Consider the following 1042-nt stretch of genomic DNA (forward strand, 5'->3'; position numbering starts at 1 on the left):
TAACACACAAAACCCCCAATCCTATTTCACTCGTTTTGAGTGTTTTTCTGGGTTGTCCTCTCCCTTTGTTTGGGGCCCGGGCTTCAGGGGGCCCCGCCCCCCCCCCCCCGCGCCTCCGGCGGAATGGGGGAAACGTTCATTCGTGGGCAGGGGGGAAGCGCGCCGGAAAAGCCGGCGCGGCCCAGCCGGAAACGCCCGCACGAGGAGGGGGGCGAGGGCGCGGCCCGTGGGTCTTGCGGGCCTCGCGGATCCTGTCGGACGGATCGGACGGATCGGACGGATCGGATCGACGGGTCGACCCCACGGGCCCGCTCCGACCTCGGCGGTGGGGCCGCGTTCCGATCCGCAGGGGCGGAAGCGGAGCACCGACCGCGGCACGTCCGGGAGACGTGCCGGCGAGGACCCGCCGGCGGCGCCCTACAGCAGCGGCGTGAGCCAGCGGCGGAGCAGTTCGGTGTACCGGTCGGGAGCGGTGTTCCAGAGGGTGGCGTGGTCGGCACCGGGGAAGGCCTGGAGGCTGACCACGTCGCGACGGGCGGCGGCCAGCTTCTCGGCGGTGCCGAAGGGCGCGATCCGGTCCTCGGGGCTGTGCAGGAGAAGGGTGGGCACCCGCAGGTCGGTGCCGTCGGCGATGCGGGCGAAGTCGGCGAGGTCGACGCCGGTGCGGCCCTCCGCGGCCAGGGCCCCGAGCTCGGCGGCGACGCCCTGGAAGCCGGCCCGGGCGGCGTCCCGGCGGGCGGAGACCGGGAGGTCGAGCACCGGCGAGTCGAGGATGAGGCCGCTGACGGCGTGCGGCCAGGCGGTGCGGGCCGCGGTCTGGAGGGCCGTGGTCGCGCCGACCGACCAGCCGTAGAGGATCACCTTGCCCGCGCCGCTGTCGAGCGCCAGCCGTACCGCCGCCTCGATGTCGCGCCACTCGGTCTCGCCGAAGTGGCTGAGCCCGTCCGGGGAGGCGGGGGCACCCTGGTCGCCGCGGTAGGTGACGGCGAGGGCGGGCAGGCCGAGCCGGTCGAGGACGGGGAGCACCGGGAGGGTCTGCTGG

The 1042-nt window shown here is 74.5% G+C and carries 1 protein-coding gene; it reads right to left on the reverse strand.

Going from position 1 to position 1042, the window contains the following annotated elements:
• Window positions 1–417 precede the first annotated feature (417 nt).
• Window positions 418–1042, reverse strand: a 625-nt coding sequence (locus tag ACIQOV_RS42730) for an alpha/beta hydrolase (RefSeq protein WP_401056693.1), incomplete at its 5' end; no start/stop codon positions are given.

Source organism: Kitasatospora sp. NPDC091257 (genome assembly GCF_044757675.1).
GTDB classification, from domain to species: domain Bacteria; phylum Actinomycetota; class Actinomycetes; order Streptomycetales; family Streptomycetaceae; genus Kitasatospora; species Kitasatospora lactacystinica.